This is a genomic window from Dryocola mayonis (assembly GCF_051307045.1).
Taxonomy (GTDB): Bacteria; Pseudomonadota; Gammaproteobacteria; order Enterobacterales; family Enterobacteriaceae; genus Dryocola.
The window spans coordinates 3,170,001-3,186,175 of sequence record NZ_CP150452.1; the positions used below are offsets into that span (position 1 = coordinate 3,170,001).

The 16,175-nt window shown below is 57.3% G+C and carries 15 protein-coding genes and 3 pseudogenes; 5 read left to right on the forward strand and 13 right to left on the reverse strand.

Going from position 1 to position 16,175, the window contains the following annotated elements:
• Positions 1–162: 162 nt before the first annotated feature.
• The 4 genes from WLO32_RS15240 to WLO32_RS15255 all read left to right on the forward strand — a co-directional run bounded on the left by WLO32_RS15240 (position 163) and on the right by WLO32_RS15255 (position 4,812).
• Positions 163–1,707: a PTS transporter subunit EIIC gene (locus WLO32_RS15240; RefSeq protein ID WP_435945844.1), complete on the forward strand. Its 1,545-nt coding sequence runs from the start codon at positions 163–165 to the stop codon at positions 1,705–1,707.
• An 11-nt stretch (positions 1,708–1,718) separates the two neighbouring features.
• Complete coding sequence (locus tag WLO32_RS15245) at positions 1,719–3,083, forward strand: 6-phospho-alpha-glucosidase (protein ID WP_435945845.1); 1,365 nt, start codon at positions 1,719–1,721, stop codon at positions 3,081–3,083.
• A gap of 107 nt (positions 3,084–3,190) precedes the next feature.
• Positions 3,191–4,039, forward strand: a complete 849-nt coding sequence (gene sseA / locus WLO32_RS15250; RefSeq protein WP_435945847.1) for a 3-mercaptopyruvate sulfurtransferase — start codon at positions 3,191–3,193, stop codon at positions 4,037–4,039.
• Positions 4,039–4,812, forward strand: a complete 774-nt coding sequence (locus WLO32_RS15255; RefSeq protein ID WP_435945848.1) for a MurR/RpiR family transcriptional regulator — start codon at positions 4,039–4,041, stop codon at positions 4,810–4,812. Before sseA ends, WLO32_RS15255 begins: the two co-directional genes overlap by 1 nt.
• Before the next feature lie 43 nt (positions 4,813–4,855).
• Here WLO32_RS15255 and sseB read toward each other — a convergent pair.
• The 11 genes and pseudogenes from sseB to trmJ all read right to left on the reverse strand — a co-directional run bounded on the left by sseB (position 4,856) and on the right by trmJ (position 13,512).
• Positions 4,856–5,633: pseudogene (gene sseB, locus WLO32_RS15260) on the reverse strand (enhanced serine sensitivity protein SseB).
• A 59-nt stretch (positions 5,634–5,692) separates the two neighbouring features.
• Positions 5,693–6,979, reverse strand: a complete 1,287-nt coding sequence (gene pepB, locus WLO32_RS15265) for an aminopeptidase PepB (RefSeq protein WP_435945849.1) — start codon at positions 6,977–6,979, stop codon at positions 5,693–5,695.
• 73 nt (positions 6,980–7,052) lie between these two features.
• Positions 7,053–7,253 (reverse strand): Fe-S cluster assembly protein IscX, encoded by a 201-nt coding sequence (gene iscX, locus WLO32_RS15270; protein ID WP_367594209.1) that lies wholly within the window; start codon positions 7,251–7,253, stop codon positions 7,053–7,055.
• 12 nt (positions 7,254–7,265) lie between these two features.
• A complete protein-coding gene (gene fdx / locus WLO32_RS15275) occupies positions 7,266–7,601 on the reverse strand; it encodes an ISC system 2Fe-2S type ferredoxin (RefSeq protein WP_034459208.1) in 336 nt (111 codons plus the stop codon).
• 1 nt (position 7,602) lies between these two features.
• Positions 7,603–9,453 carry a Fe-S protein assembly chaperone HscA gene (hscA, locus tag WLO32_RS15280; protein ID WP_435945851.1) on the reverse strand — a complete coding sequence of 617 codons (1,851 nt, stop codon included), beginning with the start codon at positions 9,451–9,453 and terminating at the stop codon, positions 7,603–7,605.
• 13 nt (positions 9,454–9,466) lie between these two features.
• Positions 9,467–9,982 (reverse strand): co-chaperone HscB, encoded by a 516-nt coding sequence (gene hscB / locus WLO32_RS15285; protein ID WP_435945852.1) that lies wholly within the window; start codon positions 9,980–9,982, stop codon positions 9,467–9,469.
• Positions 9,983–10,044: 62 nt separating this feature from the next.
• Positions 10,045–10,368 (reverse strand): iron-sulfur cluster assembly protein IscA, encoded by a 324-nt coding sequence (gene iscA, locus WLO32_RS15290; protein ID WP_121265959.1) that lies wholly within the window; start codon positions 10,366–10,368, stop codon positions 10,045–10,047.
• Between the two features lie 20 nt (positions 10,369–10,388).
• Complete coding sequence (gene iscU, locus WLO32_RS15295; protein WP_312998900.1) at positions 10,389–10,775, reverse strand: Fe-S cluster assembly scaffold IscU; 387 nt, start codon at positions 10,773–10,775, stop codon at positions 10,389–10,391.
• A 43-nt stretch (positions 10,776–10,818) separates the two neighbouring features.
• Positions 10,819–12,033 carry a cysteine desulfurase gene (iscS, locus tag WLO32_RS15300; protein WP_435945853.1) on the reverse strand — a complete coding sequence of 405 codons (1,215 nt, stop codon included), beginning with the start codon at positions 12,031–12,033 and terminating at the stop codon, positions 10,819–10,821.
• A 124-nt stretch (positions 12,034–12,157) separates the two neighbouring features.
• Positions 12,158–12,646, reverse strand: coding sequence for a Fe-S cluster assembly transcriptional regulator IscR (gene iscR, locus WLO32_RS15305; RefSeq protein ID WP_121265953.1), 489 nt, complete (start codon positions 12,644–12,646; stop codon positions 12,158–12,160).
• Positions 12,647–12,776: 130 nt separating this feature from the next.
• Positions 12,777–13,512, reverse strand: a pseudogene (gene trmJ / locus WLO32_RS15310) (tRNA (cytosine(32)/uridine(32)-2'-O)-methyltransferase TrmJ).
• A 120-nt stretch (positions 13,513–13,632) separates the two neighbouring features.
• On the opposite strand from trmJ, the pseudogene suhB reads away from it, so the two are divergent.
• A pseudogene (suhB, locus tag WLO32_RS15315) lies at positions 13,633–14,437 on the forward strand (inositol-1-monophosphatase).
• Between the two features lie 89 nt (positions 14,438–14,526).
• Here suhB and WLO32_RS15320 read toward each other — a convergent pair.
• Together WLO32_RS15320 and WLO32_RS15325 are read right to left on the reverse strand one after the other, a co-directional pair.
• Positions 14,527–15,510, reverse strand: a complete 984-nt coding sequence (locus WLO32_RS15320) for a nickel/cobalt transporter (RefSeq protein WP_435945854.1) — start codon at positions 15,508–15,510, stop codon at positions 14,527–14,529.
• The gene (locus WLO32_RS15325; RefSeq protein ID WP_435945856.1) at positions 15,501–16,148 is read right to left on the reverse strand and encodes a DUF1007 family protein; all 648 of its coding nucleotides are present in this window, start codon (positions 16,146–16,148) and stop codon (positions 15,501–15,503) included. Before WLO32_RS15325 ends, WLO32_RS15320 begins: the two co-directional genes overlap by 10 nt.
• Between the last annotated feature and the right edge of the window lie 27 nt (positions 16,149–16,175).

Genomic DNA, 16,175 nt, shown 5'->3' on the forward strand with positions numbered 1-16,175 from the left:
AACTGGAAGCGAGATCACAGCCTGCAAGGTTACATGTAACCTTTTGAGTCATTTGTTTTTAAAACAAACAGATAGATGGATAAGGCGTCGCCATTCTTGCTACCTTTTTACTGTTCCGCCCCTGACGCGGTGTTTAGCGAAGTAATAATAAGAGACAGCTAAATGAAAAGAGCCGTAAATGCCCTGCAAAATTTCGGAAAATCCCTCTACGGCCCGGTGCTCATTTTACCCATCGTCGGCTTGTTTATCGCCTTTGGTAACGTACTGGGCAATGGCAACCTCGCGGAATACCTGCCTTTCCTCGGCCATTCTGCCGTTCAACATATCGGCATGCTGATATCAAAATCGGCCGTTTCCGTGCTGGCGAACCTCGCGCTGGTGTTCGCCGTGGGTATTCCCGTTGGCCTTGCCGCAAAGGATAAAGGCTACGCCGCGCTTATCGGCCTGGTGACCTTTATCGTTTTCATTAATGCGATGAACGTAACCCTGCAGCTTCAGGGCGAGCTGGCGGCGGCAGACCAGATGCGCGCCGCCGGGCAGAGCATGGTGTTAGGGGTACAGGTGCTGGAGATGGGCGTATTCGCCGGCATTCTCACCGGGGCGCTTGCGGGCTATCTCTATAACCGCTATTCGGGCGTGCAGTTTTCCGGCGCCATGGCCATTTACTCCGGCCACTGCTTTGTGGCGATAATCATGCTGCCGGTTTCCATGCTGCTTGGCGTGGTGATGAGCGAAATCTGGCCCTTTGCCCAGCAGGGCATCAGCGCCATGGCGCTGGCGATCAAGGGATCCGGCGCGTTTGGCGTCGCCGTCTACGGTTTCCTGGAACGTATCCTGGTGCCCACCGGCCTGCACCATCTGGTCTATACCCCGTTTCTGTATACCGAACTGGGCGGCACCGCGGACGTTTGCGGCAGCGTTTATCAGGGCGCGCGCAATATTTACTTCGCGGAAATGGCCTGCCCGGACGTTCATCAGCTCAGCAGCACCGTGGTGTGGGATGCGCGCGGCATCAGCAAAATGTTCGGGCTGCCTGCCGCCGCGCTGGCCATGTATATGACGGCCAAACCGGAGCGCAAAGCCGCGGCAAAAGCGATTCTTATCCCGGCGGCACTGACCTCGATGCTGGTTGGCGTAACCGAGCCGCTGGAATTCTCTTTCCTGTTCGTCGCCCCGCTGCTTTTCGTGGTGCACGCGGTGCTGACGGGCATCGGCATGATGCTGTTTTATCTGCTGGGCGTCCACGCCATCGGCGCCAACGGCATTATCGATTTCATTCTCTATAACCTGCCGCTCGGCGCCGAAAAATCCAACTGGCCGATGTATATCCTGGTCGGGCTCATCATGTCTGCCGTCTACTTTGTGGTCTTCCGCCTGCTTATCCGTCGCTTCGATATGCAAACGCCGGGCCGCGAAGAAGAGGATCGGCAAACCAAACTCTACAGCAAGCAAGAGTACCAGGCCAAAGGCAGCAACGATGGCCTTGGCGAAGCCATTATCGAAGGGCTCGGCGGCCGGGCGAATATTGAAGTGGTCGACAACTGTTACACCCGCCTGCGGGTAACGGTGCGCGATGTTGCGGCAATCGACGAGCCCCGCCTGAAATCCACCGGCGCGAAAGGGGTGATTAAACAAGGCAATAACGTTCAGGTGGTCTACGGGCTGCACGTCAAAAAAATGCGCGAAGCGGTAGAGACGTTTCTTTAAAGGAGTCAACGATGTTTAAACCCCCATTTATTCTGTCCATTGCCGGCGGCGGCAGCACTTACACGCCGGGCATTGTTAAAAGCCTGATGGTTCGCCTGGAGGACTTCCCGCTCGCCGAAATCCGCCTTTACGATATCGACGGCGAGCGCCAGTCGGTGATAGCCCCGGTGGTTGAAAAAGTCATTCGCGACCACAGCCAGAGCGTTAAATTTACCGTCACCACGGATCCGGAGGTTGCCTTTAGCGGCGCCCACTTCGTCTTCGCCCAGATGCGCGTCGGGCAGTACAAGATGCGCGAGCAGGATGAAAAAATCCCCCTGCGTCACGGCGTTGTGGGCCAGGAAACCTGCGGTCCGGGCGGGCTGGCGTACGGTTTGCGCACGATTTTACCTATGGTGGAGCTGTGCGATTTAGTCGAGCGTTATGCCCATCAAAAAGCGTGGATCGTTAACTATTCCAACCCGGCGGCCATCGTTGCCGAAGGCGTGCGGCGTCTGCGGCCAGACGCCCGCGTCCTTAATATCTGCGATATGCCGGTTGCGGCAATGCGCAATATGGGCGCCATTCTCGGCGTTGACCGCCACAGGCTGGTGGTGGATTACTTCGGCCTGAACCACTTTGGCTGGTTTACCCGCGTGCTGGTGGACGGAGAAGATCGCCTGCCGGAGCTGCGCCGCCACATCGCGAAGTTCGGGCTGCTGACGGAAGACGCCGCGCAAACCGATCCGCAGCACTCCGATCCGTCATGGGTAAAAACCTGGCGCCACATCAAACCGATTATGGATCATTTCCCGGAGTACCTGCCGAACCCGTATCTGCAGTATTACCTGATGCCAGACGATATCGTGCAACATCAGAACCCGGACTATACCCGCGCTAACGAAGTGATGGACGGCCGTGAGAAAAAGCTGTTTGCCGCCGCCGCGGAGTATAAAAAAACCGGTATTCTGCCAGACGCGTTCCACGTTGGCGTACACGGCGCCTTTATTGTGGACGTCGCCTGCTCGCTGGCCTTCGATTTACGCCAGCGCCATCTGGTCATCGTTGAAAACAAAGGCGCAATCGCCAACCTGCCGTATGACGCGATGGTCGAGGTTCCGGCCTATATCACCGCGCAGGGGCCGGAGCCCGTGCGGATGGGCGCGGTTCCTCTTTTCCACCAGGCTTTGCTGATGCAGCAGCTCGCATCGGAACAGCTGCTGGTAGAAGCCACCGTCGAAGGCAGCTATGAAAAAGCCCTGCAGGCCTTCACGCTCAACCGCACCGTGCCGACCATGCAGCATGCCAAAGCGATTCTCGATGAGATGATCGAGGCCAACCGTGATTACTGGCCGCGCCTGCAGCAGGCGTGGAAGGATGGAGAGGCGGTGAAATAGTCTTTTTGCAATAAATTCGAGGCGCCTCGCGCCCCGGGACATGGTTACTTGTCGGTTTAATAAAAAACACCGACAATCCAGCAGTGAATAACGATTCGGAGGCAACCATGTCCACCTCTTTCTTCGTCGCGGGCGACTGGCTCGCAGAGCATATTTTTGACGCGGATATCCAGATTATCGACGCCCGCATGGCTCCTGCCGGCCAGGAACATCTGCGGGATATGCTGGCTGAATACCGGGCGGGCCATCTGCCCGGCGCCGTCTTTTTCGATATCGAAGCCCTGTCCGACCATACCAGCCCCCTGCCGCATATGATGCCGCGCCCGGAAGCGTTCGCCGTCGCGATGCGGGAGCTGGGTATCAGCAGCGATAAGCATCTGATTGTTTATGATGAAGGCAACCTGTTTTCCGCGCCGCGCGCGTGGTGGATGCTGCGCAGTTTTGGCGTCGAAAACGTCTCCATTCTTGCCGGCGGCCTGGCCGACTGGCAGCGTGAGGAACTCCCGCTGCAGGAGGGTGACGTTAGGCTTGAGGACGGCGATTTTGAGGTTGATTTCGAACCGGCGGTGATTAAACGCCTGACGGACGTCCTGCTCGTCAGCCATGAAGGCACCGCTCAGATTGTGGATGCGCGCCCGGCGGCGCGTTTTAACGCCGAAATGGACGAGCCTCGCCCCGGCCTGAAACGCGGGCATATCCCCGGCGCGTTAAACGTGCCCTGGGGCGATCTGGTGGAAAACGGACAGCTGAAAACCACTGACGAACTAAGCGAAATCTTTGCTCGTCAGGGCGTCAGCCTAGACAAGCCGGTGATTGCGAGCTGTGGCTCCGGCGTGACCGCCGCCGTGGTTGTGCTGGCATTAACCACCCTTGGCGTAAACGACGTCTCGCTGTATGACGGCTCCTGGAGCGAATGGGGGGCGCGTGCTGATCTGCCCATCGAACCGGCGCGCTAATGGATAACCGGCTGGCCGGCCTGCTGCAGCGCGGGGAGTCGCTAACCCGCGCCGAATACCGGGTGCTCTCCCACCTTACCGCTCATCCACTGCTGGTGGGCAATATCACCGTTCGCGAACTGGCGCAGGCGACCTTTGTCTCCAGCGCCACCATTATGCGCCTGTGCCAGAAGCTGGGTTTTAGCGGCTATAGCGAATTTATCTGGCACTGCAAGCAGCTGCTTTCCGGCACGCCGCATATTGCGCACCAGCCTGCTCTTCCGCCGGCCACGCTGCCGGTTCTGTTCGAGCGGTTTGTTGGCAACTATCAGCAAACCTTCCGCTGGGTTACGCCGGATCTGATGGCGCAGTTCGCCACGCTGCTGCGCGAAAAAGAGAGCTTCTTTTTGTACGGCGCGGGCTTTTCTTATTTGTTCGCGGAATACCTGACCAAAAAATTGCAGGTGCTGGGGAAAACGGCGTTTATCTCAGGCCCGGGAGACAGCCGGGGAATATTCCTGAGTAACGCGTCCAAATATGAGGTTTTCATTGCCATTTCACGCAGCGGCGAAACCGGGCAGGTGCTGGATAAGGCACGAATTGCGCAGAACGTGGGAATGGCGATTGTCGCCTTTACCCGCGCGTCGCCAAACAGCCTGGCCGAACTTGCGGACGTGCATTTTTCGCTGTATGACGAGGCAATCCACTATGCGGCGGAAGCCGCCGGGATCACCTCGTTTGAGTCAAATCTTGTGATGCTGATTGATTTGCTGCTGTTGCAGGCAACCGCCTGATTTATTCCCACCCGCCCCTCTTGCAGGACGAGGAAGGAAAGCATCAGATAATGCGGTTGGTTTTAAAATCGCGCAGGAAGCTGCCCCAGCGGCGTTCATAAAAGGGGGTAATGTGCGCCAGCATAAAATGGCTGATGCCCTTCTCCCCTTCGGCTACCAGGCAAATATCTACGGGTTCATCGCCCGGCAGCGTATCGGTGGGCCACGCTGCCCGCCTGACGAATAATCGCCTCGATATCGCCATCGGCCTCAATGCCGATCAGCAGGTTCGGCTGTTCATCGGCCCGTTCTTTGATTGAGCACAGAAAGGCGCGCTTAACGGTTTTCAGGCTCTTAAACAGCGTCGTTAGCGAATCCACCATCTGCGCAGGCGGCTCGGCGACTTCAGACAGCAGCAAAGACGTGCCGCCTTCCAGCACTTCCTGCTGGCTGAGCGGATCGCCTTCGGCGCAGACCAGGTGGCTGATTTCACGCGGGGTGAACTCTTTGCCGGTGGGCAGCTTAGCGTTCAGGAATAAGCTTTCACCCAGCGTCATTTCAAACAGGGTACGCACCGGCATGGCGACAAAGGCCTGCTCGTGGCTGATTGCCTGCTGTAAGGCCTGCAGCGAGGTGAAGAAAGGGATAACGGACGTACCGTCTTCTTTTTCCCAGTGCTGCAGCTCAACCGCGCTGTCTGCATCAATGGCCTCGCCAACCGCAGCTTCTCCCGGCACCCAAACGGTGGACTCCAGCAGCACGCGGAAAAACGCCGGACGATGAGCGGGTTCGGTCGCCGCCTGCGCCAGCAAGGTTTCTAATTCATTTTTGGGTTCTGACATGGTGGTTCCAGGATAATGATTTTGCCTCCTCTCCTTTTCGGGAGAGGAGGAAGAACGAATTACTTATTGGTCAGCAAGTTAGCAATTGCACGCACGCCCAGGCCCGTCGCGCCCGCGGACCACTGCTCCACCGCGCCTTTACGGTAGGTTGCAGAGCAGTCGATGTGCAGCCAGCCCTGATGGTAGTTTTCCACGAAGTGGGACAGGAAACCTGCCGCCGTGCTTGCCCCCGCCGGGAAAGAAGGGTTCGAGGTGTTATTAAGCTCCGCAAAATTAGACGGCAGCTGATTACGATGGAACTCCGCCAGCGGCAGGCGCCAGAAAGGCTCGTTCTCCTGTGCGGCGCTTTCCAGCAGGCGGCTTACCAGCGCGTCGTCAAAGCTGAACAGCGCATGATAGTCGTTACCCAGCGCCGTTTTCGCCGCGCCCGTTAGGGTTGCGCAGTCGATGATCAGCTCCGGTTTTTGCGCGCAGGCGTCGATCAGGCCGTCAGCCAGCACCAGGCGGCCTTCCGCATCGGTATTCATCACCTCGACGGTTTTGCCGTTACGGTATTTGATGATGTCGCCAAGCTTGAAAGCGTTGCCGCTGACCATGTTGTCCGCACAGCACAGGTACAGCTTCACGCGTTTGTTCAGCCCGCGGGTAATGGCGAAGGCCAGCGCGCCGGTAATGGTCGCCGCGCCGCCCATATCGGACTTCATTGAGTCCATAAACGCGCTTTGTTTCAGGCTGTAGCCGCCGGAATCGAAGGTGATGCCTTTACCTACCAGGCAGGCGTATACCGGAGCGTCCGCATTGCCGGTCGGGTTGTAATCCAGCGCCAGCAGAACCGGGGCGCGCTCGGAGCCGCGGCCTACGGTATGGATGCCCATATAATTCTGCTCGCGCAGATCTTCACCTTTGGTGATGCGGTAGGTTACATGGTCGCAGGCTACGTCGCACAGCAGATCAATCGCGCGGGAAGCCAGCTGTTCCGGGCCCAGCTCTTCCGCCGGGGCGTTGATGGTGTTGCGCACCCAGTCGATGATTTTCAGGCGACTATCGAGCTCTTTTTGCTGCGCCTCATCCAGCTGCGCCCAGTCCACTTTGCGCGTGCCTTTTGGCGCACGATAGCCCTGCCAGAACGCCCAGCTTTTCTCGACGTCCCAGCCCTCGCCCGCCAGCTGCACGTGCTTCAGGCCCTGGCCGTCGATTTTGCGCGCGGCGCGCTGGATTAAGCCCAGGTCGTCTTTGCCGGTCAGGTGGAGGCTAATACCTTCATCGTTGATGCTGTAGGCGGCTTTTTCGCCCCAGCGCGCATCGGCAGGCGCGGTGGAAAGCGTAATTTTCATGGCTTCTGACATTTTGTTTTCCTTATATTTTTTCAGCACATGCTCAATATGAAACGGGCCGCCTGAGGCAGCCCGCTTGGTTCAACTATTCTGCTTCATCTAACCAGACTAACAGAATCGCTTCCAGAATTTTTTCATTGGATGCGTTTGGATCGTCATCAAACTCTTCGAGTTCGCAGATCCACTGGTGCAGATCGGTAAAGCGCACCGTTTTCGGATCGAGATCCGGACGGCTGTCGTACAGCGCCTCGCCTATTTCGCGGCTGTCGGTCCATTTGAGTCCCATCAGCGTCTCCCGTTAGTGCTCGCGCGCGTGGTTGATGGTGTAGCGCGGCATTTCGACAACCAGATCTTCGTCGGTAACGCGCGCCTGACAGCTCAGGCGGCTTTCCGGCTCCAGACCCCAGGCTTTGTCGAGCATGTCGTCTTCGTCTTCCGTGCTTTCTGCCAGGGAGTCGAAGCCTTCACGCACGACGCAGTGGCAGGTGGTGCAGGCGCAGGATTTTTCACAGGCGTGTTCAATCTCAATACCGTTGCGCAGGGCAACGTCGAGAATGGTTTCACCGACATTCGCTTCCAGAACTGCGCCATCCGGACACAGGTCCTGATGAGGCAGAAAAACAATCTTTGGCATGTTAAACCTCGTCCACGGAGTGGCCTTTCAGCGCCTTACGGATTGATTCATCCATACGACGTGCGGCGAAATCCTGGGTTTGTTTGTCTACGTTTTTAATGGCTTGTTCAATTGCGTCGGTGTCATCGCCCGCGGCGGCGGCGCTGAGCGCTACCATCGCCGCGTCGATGTCCGCGCGTTCCGCGGCGCTTAACAGCGCGGCGTCTGAGCTCAACGCGCCCTGCAGGCTTTCCAGCACGCGGGCCGCGTCAACCTTTTGCTCGGCAAGCATGCGCGCTTTCACGTCATGCTCGGCAAAGCTCATAGAGTCCTGAATCATGGTGGCGATTTCGCCGTCGCTCAGGCCATAAGACGGTTTCACCTGGATGGAGGCCTCCACGCCGGTGGATTTTTCCATGGCGGTCACGCTTAACAGGCCGTCCGCGTCTACCTGGAACGTCACGCGGATATGCGCGCCGCCCGCAGGCATGGCCGGAATGCCGCGCAGCGTAAAGCGCGCAAGCGAACGGCAATCCTGCACCAGCTCACGCTCGCCCTGCAGAACCTGAATCGACATCGCGGTCTGGCCGTCTTTAAAGGTGGTGAAGTCCTGGGCGCGCGCTACCGGAATAGTGGTGTTGCGCGGAATGACTTTCTCAACCAGGCCGCCCATGGTTTCCAGACCCAGCGACAGCGGGATCACGTCAAGCAGCAGCATTTCGCTGTCCGGCTTGTTGCCCACCAGAATATCGGCCTGAATCGCCGCGCCGATGGCGACGACTTTATCCGGATCGATGGAGGTCAAAGGCGTGCGGCCGAAGAACTCGCCCACGCGTTCACGCACTAACGGCACGCGGGTGGAGCCGCCGACCATGACCACTTCCAGCACCTCTTCGGCTTCCACCGCCGCGTCTTTCAGCGCGCGGCGGCAGGCCAGCAGGGTTCTTTTTACCAGCGCGGCAATCAGCTCGTTGAACTGTTCGCGGGTGACGGTGCCCGTCCAGCCGGCAACTTCAACGGCGGCGCTTTCGGCATCGCTCAGCGCGATTTTGGCGGCAATCGCCGCGTCCAGCAGCTGACGCTGCACGCGGTCGTCGCTGCGATCGGCAACGCCTGCCCGCTCGCGCAGCCAGTCGGCCAGCAGATGGTCGAAGTCATCGCCGCCGAGCGCGGAGTCGCCGCCGGTCGCCAGCACTTCAAACACGCCGCGGCTTAAGCGCAGAATGGAAATATCGAAAGTGCCGCCGCCCAGATCGTAAACGGCGATTACGCCCTCTTTGCCGGAATCCAGACCGTAGGCAATGGCCGCGGCGGTGGGTTCATTCAGCAGGCGGAGCACATGCAGGCCGGCCAGACGCGCGGCGTCCTTGGTGCCCTGGCGCTGCGCGTCGTCGAAATAGGCAGGAACGGTGATCACCACGCCGTCCAGCTCGCCTTCCAGCGCTTCTGTGGCGCGCGTAGAAAGGGCCTTAAGGATATCGGCGGAGATACGCACCGGGTTGAGCAAGCCCGCGGGAGTTTCGATCATCGGCAGGCCGTTTTCGCTTGCCTTAAGATCGTAAGGAAGATGGGGATAGCGCGCCTGAATGTCGGCCAGCGAGCGGCCCATCAGACGTTTTACGGAACTGACCGTGTTTGCCGGATCGAGCGCGGCCTTAGCGCGCGCATCCCAGCCCACGTTCAGACCGTCTTGCTGGTAGTGTACGACCGAAGGTAACAGATGGCGCCCTTCGTGGTCGGCCAGGGTTTCGGCCTGCCCGCTGCGCACGGTTGCCACCAGAGAGTTGGTGGTGCCCAGGTCGATGCCCGCGGCCAGTTTGCGCTGGTGCGGCGCGGCGCTCAGGCCGGGCTCACTGATTTGTAATAACGCCATTTTGAGCTTCCAGTTAAAAATCGAGCAGCTTTTCTTCGAGTTGTTCTATCTGGCTGCGCAGTTTATCGAGAAAACGCAGTTTACGCACGGTATCCGCCGCCTGCGTCCAGTCCTGGCTATCGAGCTGCTCTACCATCTGGGCGCTACGGGTTTTCACCATCGCATCAACGCCTTTAGCGAAGCTTTCCAGACGCCCGGCGTCTTTCGCCTGCTCGATGTTATCAAGCTCTTCGCGCAGTTCGAGCTGCTCCATCAGGAACGCGGTATCGCGCACGGTATGCTGTTCATTTGCCAGATCAAAACCGTTGAGGGAGAGAATGTACTCGGCGCGCGGCAAAGGATGACGCAGCGTTTGCCAGGCCTGATTGATGGTCGCAGATTGTTGCACCGCCAACAGCTGTTCCGCCTGAGGGCGGCTGGCGTATTTATCCGGATGGAACTGGCGCTGCAGCTCCTGGTAACGGGTAGCCAGCAGCTCGGTGTTGACGGTGAAGCCTACCGGTAACCCAAAGAGGGTAAAGTAATCCATAACAGACTCGGGGTTAACAGGGTAAAGCGTCATACCCCACCGTAATGGGGTATGAGCTGACATCAGACGTGGAAGCTTTCGCCGCAGCCGCACTCATCTTTAACGTTCGGGTTGGTAAACTTAAACCCTTCGTTAAGGCCTTCTTTGACGAAGTCGAGCACGGTGCCGTCTAAAAATTGCAGGCTTTTACCATCGACGACCACTTTCACGCCTTTGTCTTCGAACACGGTGTCTTCTGCCATCGGTTCATCAACAAATTCCAGAACGTAAGCCATGCCAGAGCAGCCAGAGGTGCGGACGCCTAAACGTAAACCAAAACCTTTACCGCGGTTGGCTAAAAAGGCATTTACACGAGCGGCAGCACTGTCGCTAAGGGTAATCGACATACAACAACCTCAATCAGATATTATTTTGCTTCACGTTTGCTTTTGTAATCCGCGATGGCCGCTTTGATAGCGTCTTCGGCAAGGATTGAGCAGTGAATTTTCACCGGCGGCAGTTCAAGTTCGTCTGCGATATCGGTGTTTTTGATCGCCTGCGCTTCGTCCAGGGATTTCCCCTTAACCCACTCGGTGACCAGCGAGCTTGAAGCAATCGCCGAGCCGCAGCCGTAGGTTTTAAAACGCGCGTCTTCAATAATACCTTCATTGTTGACTTTGATCTGCAGCTTCATCACGTCGCCACAGGCCGGTGCGCCCACCATGCCGGAGCCCACGCTGTCATCGCCGTTGTCAAAAGAACCCACGTTGCGTGGATTCTCGTAGTGATCTATTACTTTTTCGCTGTAAGCCATTTTTACTTCTCCTGAATCCGAAACCGACGTTCGTAATGAACGATTAGTGGTGAGCCCATTCGATGGAATTGATATCCACGCCCTGCTTGAACATTTCCCACAGCGGAGAAAGGTCGCGCAGGCGGCCGATGGATTTACGTACCAGCTCGATGGTGTAGTCGATCTCTTCTTCAGTGGTAAAACGACCCAAAGAGAAACGGATGGAGCTGTGAGCAAGCTCATCACTCATACCCAGCGCACGCAGCACGTAAGACGGCTCAAGGCTTGCGGAGGTACAGGCGGAACCTGAAGAAACCGCAAGGTCTTTCAGCGCCATGATCAGAGACTCGCCTTCAACGTAGTTAAAGCTCACGTTAAGGATGTTCGGCGCGCCGTGTTCCAGGTCACCGTTCAGATACACTTCTTCCATATCCTTCACGCCGTTCCACAGACGGTTACGCAGCGCGCGCAGACGGGCCATTTCGGACTCCATCTCTTCTTTCGCGATACGGTAGGCTTCGCCCATGCCGACGATCTGGTGAACAGGCAGAGTGCCTGAACGCATACCGCGCTCGTGGCCGCCACCGTGAACCTGCGCTTCGATACGAATACGCGGTTTACGACGAACGTACAGCGCGCCGATGCCTTTAGGACCGTAGATTTTATGGCCGGAGAAGGACATCAAATCGACTTTCAGCATGCTGAGATCGATAGGCAGTTTGCCCACGCTCTGGGTCGCATCCACATGGTAGATGATGCCACGCGCACGGCACATTTCGCCGATTGCCGCGATATCCTGCACCACGCCGATTTCGTTGTTGACGTGCATGATGGAAACCAGAATGGTGTCATCGCGCATGGCCGCTTCCAGCTGCTGCAAAGAAACGATGCCGTTGCTCTGAGGCGCCAGATAAGTAACCTCGAAACCTTCACGCTCAAGCTGGCGGCAGGTATCAAGCACGGCTTTATGTTCGGTTTTTACGGTAATGATGTGCTTGCCTTTCTTCTGATAGAAGTTGGCCGCACCTTTAATAGCGAGGTTATCAGATTCAGTTGCGCCTGATGTGAAGACGATCTCACGCGGGTCAGCGCCCACCAGGTCTGCGATTTGGTTACGAGCGATATCAACCGCCTCTTCAGCCTGCCACCCAAAACGGTGGGAGCGGGAAGCCGGGTTACCGAAGGTTCCGTCCATCGTCAAAAACTGCATCATCTTCTCGGCAACACGCGGATCGACCGGCGTAGTTGCGGAGTAGTCGAGATAAATCGGTAATTTCATTGCTCTTAAGCTCCGTACATCACTTCAATACGAAGAACCAGGCGTAAAAAGTCTAGCCGGGTGCGGGTGTGGCGCACCCGAGCCTGATTCTAAAAATTCTTTCTGTATACTTAACCGATGCTGCTTATGCGCGCAGTTTAACGTCGATGGCGTCCTGAGAACGCGTAGTGCGATGGTTTTCGTTCTGCTGACGGCCTGACACATCCAGTACTTCCTGGTTATTCACCAGTTCACCTAAGGTGATGTTGTTCAAAAAGCCGGTCAGACGGTCGCTCAGATCGCGCCATAACGCGTGGGTCAGGCACTTATCGCCGCCCTGGCAGCCGCCTTTGCCCTGACAACGGGTCGCGTCGACGGACTCATCAACCGCGCTGATGACCTCGCCCACCGCGATGCTGCCCGCATCTTTGCCTAACAGATAGCCGCCGCCGGGACCGCGTACGCTGGCAACCAGGCCGTTTTTACGCAGGCGGGAGAACAGCTGCTCCAGATAGGAGAGTGAAATACCCTGACGTTCGGAAATATCGGCCAACGGCACCGGACCCGATTCGGAGTTCAACGCAACGTCGAGCATTGCGGTCACAGCGTAGCGTCCTTTTGATGTCAGTCTCATGTCTTACTTAACCTCAAATAGCCCCTCGAACCGGGGGTTTCTAAAAATGTGATTGTCCACATAGCAGGCCGCAAGTCTGACATTCCTGAGTAAATTGGTCAACTATTTAACCCACCAATTTACTCAAGTATTATTTGCTCGATTTTCTGTCGCTTTCGATAGAGGAAAGCATGCCGCGCAGGATGCTAAGCTCTTGACTTTCCGGGCGAGCCCGGGTGAACAGACGACGAATTCGGTTCATCACCTGGCCGGGATGGCCCTGCGCGAATAAAGCCGGTATTTAACATGACTTGCTCAAGATGGCCGTAAAAACGCTCCAAATCGTCGACCAGTGGATACGGCGTGTCTTCCTCCGCTTCCTTGGCCGGCTGCTCCTGGGCGGCAAGCCAGGCGATGCGCACTTCGTAGGCAAGGATCTGCACCGCCATCGCCAGGTTCAGCGAGCTGTATTCCGGGTTCGCCTGAATAGCGACGTGATAATGACACTTCTGCAGCTCTTCATTAGTAAGGCCGACGCGTTCGCGGCCAAACACGATCGCCACCGGCGCGTGCTTAGCTTCCGCAATGCTTTTCAGACCGCATTCGCGCGGATCGAGCATCGGCCACGGCAGCGTGCGGGAACGCGCGCTGGTGCCGACCACCAGGCTGCAGCCCGCCAGGGCTTCGTCCAGCGTGTCGACAATTTTCGCATCGCCAATCACGTCGCTTGCGCCTGCGGCGAGTGCGATAGCCTGGGAATCAGGCTTGACCAGCGGGTTGACCAGCCACAGATTTGTTAATCCCATCGTTTTCATTGCACGGGCCACCGAGCCCATGTTGCCGGTGTGGGAAGTCTCAACCAGCACAATACGTACGTTATCGAGCATGCTTAATTCATAGCCTTAAAAGAATATCGCAATATCCTATCATAACCCTGGGACATAATCCGAACGCTCTGCTATACTCCGCCGCGTTTTCCGTTCTTTAACATCCAGTGAGAGAGACCGATGCATCCGATGCTCAACATCGCCGTGCGCGCTGCGCGCAAGGCGGGTAATTTAATTGCCAAAAACTACGAAACCCCAGACGCCGTTGAAGCGAGCCAAAAAGGCAGCAACGATTTTGTGACCAACGTTGATAAAGACGCCGAGCGTTTGATTATCGAAGTTATTCGTAAATCCTACCCGCAACACACCATTATCGCCGAAGAATCAGGCGAATTAGCGGGAACGGACCAGGATGTGCAATGGGTTATCGATCCACTGGATGGCACTTCTAACTTTATCAAACGCCTGCCGCACTTCGCGGTCTCTATCGCTGTTCGCGTCAAAGGCCGCACCGAAGTTGCCGTGGTGTATGACCCAATGCGTAACGAGCTGTTCACCGCCGTTCGCGGCCAGGGCGCGCAGCTGAACGGCTACCGTCTGCGCGGCAGCACCGCTCGCGATCTCGACGGCACCATTCTGGCGACCGGTTTCCCGTTCAAAGCCAAACAACACGCAGCTTCCTATATCAACATTCTTGGCAAACTGTTCACGCAGTGCGCGGACTTCCGCCGCACCGGTTCCGCCGCGCTGGATCTGGCCTACGTTGCCGCCGGCCCGCGTTGATGGTTTCTTCGAGATTGGCCTGAAGCCGTGGGATTTCGCCGCAGGCGAACTGATCGCGCGCGAATCCGGCAGCCTGGTTTGCGATTTCACCGGCGGCCATAACCACCTGCTGACCGGCAACATCGTTGCAGGCAACCCGCGCGTGGTGAAAGCGATGCTGGCCACCATGCGTGACGAGCTGAGCGAAGCGCTGAAGCGCTAAGCGGTGATGGCGGGCGGCGCTGACGCTACCCGCCTTATAATTGTTTGAATTGTTATAAGGTGGAAGCGCAAACGCCCTCCACCTTTGCTTCAGAAAGGCCGTATTCCCCGCGCTACCGGCTGAGCGCTCAGCCACATCACTACCGCCGCAAGGATCAAAACTGAGCTTCCCGCCAGCGCAAGCGTCGCCCAGCCGATCTGCTGCCATAGCCCCGGCGCTTTTTTACTGCTTAAACGAACCGCAAAGGCGCGGAAGCTGTGCACCAGCAGCGCAAGGCCGGAAATGGTTATCGAGGTCCCGGCCGCCATCGCCAGCGCGCAGAGCATTCCCCAGCTAAATACGCCAATCACTTTGCTAAACAGCAGCACCATAATAGCGCCGGAGCACGGGCGCATGCCCATCGATAAAACGATCGTCGCCCGCGCGCGCCAGTCTTCACCGGCGGCCAGCTGCTCTTCGCTTGGCAGATGCTGATGCCCGCAGCCGCAGTTAGCATCATGAATATGATGAGGGGTAAAAGCGGTAAATCTCTTCTGGCTGCTTAACAATTTACGTAGCTTACGCAGCGCACGCGCGGCGAGCATCACCCCTAATAAGCCCACTAAAAGATAGCTGCCCCTCTCCAGCCAGAAGCTGCTCATATGCAGCTGGCGCGACGGCAGCTGCAGCACGCCCAGCACGATGACCACCAGCGCAATCGCCACCAGCCCCTGCAGCAGCGAGGCGGCAAACGTCAGCCGCAGGCTGCTTTTCAGCTGCGCGGGATGCGTAGCAAGCCAGGTCGTGATAACGACTTTGCCGTGCCCGGGTCCCAGAGCGTGCAGCACGCCATAGACAAAGCTGAACGACAGCAGCGACCATCCCGCCCGCGCGGGATTTTCCGCCACCTGATGCAGCAGGCTGCTCAGCTGCTGGTTAATGGATTTTTGCCACAGAGCGCTATTAACAAGGATTTGCGGCCAGTATTGCCAGATGGCATATAACGCGGCCGTCGTCAGCAGCACAAAAAGCGCCAGCGGCCACATATGCAGCCAGCGGCGGTGACGCGGTCCGGTAGAGAAAACTACTGACATTGTAAGGTTACCTGCTGGGCAAACTGTTTACCGAGTTCCATATCTTCCGGCGGCGCGTCCGCCTTATCCAGCGACTGAGCAAAAGCCAGCGTATCTTCGTTTGGCTTCGGCGTTTTAACGGAGATTGTACAAGCTTGCGCAAGCTCCGCCGGCAGCTTCGCGTCTGCCGGCTGGTCATAGCTCATATCGACAAAGTAGGTCGGGTCGAAGGTAGAAAAGGTATAGGTCTGCCCTTTTAAAGGCTGCGCATGGGCCAGCGGCAGTATGAATGTCAGCACCGCCTGGTGCCCGGCTCGCGCAAGGGAGTATTCGGGGGGCAGGTTAGTAAACTTCACTTTTTCACCGTTATGCCAGACTTCGGTAAAGTAATGCTGGCCCAGTACGTTAGCCATCACCTCGGCGGCAAGCTTCTTCCATATCGGCGAGCCCGGCTTTGCATCGCCTGCGTCATACAGTAGATCCGCTGAAGTGATTTCATCCATCGTCCACTGCATTTTCAGGCCGGTCATCTGCTCATTCTGCGCCATTACGGTGGTCACAAGCGTAATAAAGCTGTGGGGATGAGCCAACGCAGCGGGGACGCAAAGCGCCGTGGCGAGTACGATAATCCCTTTTGTGCTACAGGTTTTCCCGCGCATTTTCCCCTCAATTTAAAAATTCTGTGA

What these genes read in the sequence shown, in the direction of transcription:
- WLO32_RS15240 (WP_435945844.1), top strand. Translation starts at nt 163, where the DNA reads ATGAAAAGAGCCGTAAATGCCCTGCAAAATTTCGGAAAATCCCTCTAC.
- WLO32_RS15245 (WP_435945845.1), top strand. Translation starts at nt 1,719, where the DNA reads ATGTTTAAACCCCCATTTATTCTGTCCATTGCCGGCGGCGGCAGCACT.
- sseA (WP_435945847.1), top strand. Translation starts at nt 3,191, where the DNA reads ATGTCCACCTCTTTCTTCGTCGCGGGCGACTGGCTCGCAGAGCATATT.
- WLO32_RS15255 (WP_435945848.1), top strand. Translation starts at nt 4,039, where the DNA reads ATGGATAACCGGCTGGCCGGCCTGCTGCAGCGCGGGGAGTCGCTAACC.
- pepB (WP_435945849.1), bottom strand. Translation starts at nt 6,979, where the DNA reads ATGTCAGAAGCCATGAAAATTACGCTTTCCACCGCGCCTGCCGATGCG.
- iscX (WP_367594209.1), bottom strand. Translation starts at nt 7,253, where the DNA reads ATGGGACTCAAATGGACCGACAGCCGCGAAATAGGCGAGGCGCTGTAC.
- fdx (WP_034459208.1), bottom strand. Translation starts at nt 7,601, where the DNA reads ATGCCAAAGATTGTTTTTCTGCCTCATCAGGACCTGTGTCCGGATGGC.
- hscA (WP_435945851.1), bottom strand. Translation starts at nt 9,453, where the DNA reads ATGGCGTTATTACAAATCAGTGAGCCCGGCCTGAGCGCCGCGCCGCAC.
- hscB (WP_435945852.1), bottom strand. Translation starts at nt 9,982, where the DNA reads ATGGATTACTTTACCCTCTTTGGGTTACCGGTAGGCTTCACCGTCAAC.
- iscA (WP_121265959.1), bottom strand. Translation starts at nt 10,368, where the DNA reads ATGTCGATTACCCTTAGCGACAGTGCTGCCGCTCGTGTAAATGCCTTT.
- iscU (WP_312998900.1), bottom strand. Translation starts at nt 10,775, where the DNA reads ATGGCTTACAGCGAAAAAGTAATAGATCACTACGAGAATCCACGCAAC.
- iscS (WP_435945853.1), bottom strand. Translation starts at nt 12,033, where the DNA reads ATGAAATTACCGATTTATCTCGACTACTCCGCAACTACGCCGGTCGAT.
- iscR (WP_121265953.1), bottom strand. Translation starts at nt 12,646, where the DNA reads ATGAGACTGACATCAAAAGGACGCTACGCTGTGACCGCAATGCTCGAC.
- WLO32_RS15320 (WP_435945854.1), bottom strand. Translation starts at nt 15,510, where the DNA reads ATGTCAGTAGTTTTCTCTACCGGACCGCGTCACCGCCGCTGGCTGCAT.
- WLO32_RS15325 (WP_435945856.1), bottom strand. Translation starts at nt 16,148, where the DNA reads ATGCGCGGGAAAACCTGTAGCACAAAAGGGATTATCGTACTCGCCACG.